Source organism: Frankia gtarii (assembly GCF_025403375.1).
Lineage (GTDB): Bacteria > Actinomycetota > Actinomycetes > Frankiales > Frankiaceae > Frankia > Frankia gtarii.
On the sequence record NZ_JAMPTM010000610.1, the window covers coordinates 1 to 530 of the forward strand.

Here is a 530-nt window from a genome sequence, read left to right on the forward strand (position 1 = left end):
CGGCAGAGACCGCGGGGACTGGGACTGCGGGGACGGGGGAGACGCAGGTGGAACGGGAGCCGGCGGCAGGCGCACCGGCCGGGCGGCCGCCGCGGGTCGCGGTCGCCGGCGGGGCGGCGTTCACCTTCGGCTACGCCGAACACGTCGAACTGCTCACCGCCGCCGGCGCGGACGTCGTCGCCGTCGACCCGCTGCGCGACGACACGCTGCCCGCCGGCACCGACGCGCTGATCATCGGCGGGGGTTTCCCCGAGGAACACGTCGGCGCACTCGCCGCCAACACCCGCCTGCGCGCCGAGATCGCCGCCTTCGCCGCCCGCGGCGCCCCCGTCGCCGCCGAATGCGCCGGGCTGCTCTACCTGGCCCGCAGCCTCGACGGCGCGCCGATGTGCGCCGTCCTCGACGTCGACGCGGTGATGGGCCCGCGGCTCACCCTCGGCTACCGCCACGCGATTGCCGCCACACCGAGCCCGCTGGCCCCCGCCGGAGGCATCCTGACTGCCCACGAGTTCCACCGCACCGTCCTGCTC

General features: G+C 77.0%; 1 pseudogene. It reads left to right on the top strand.

The features are described from left to right. Positions 1–530: pseudogene (locus NBZ83_RS32550) on the top strand (cobyrinate a,c-diamide synthase); the annotation flags it as partial.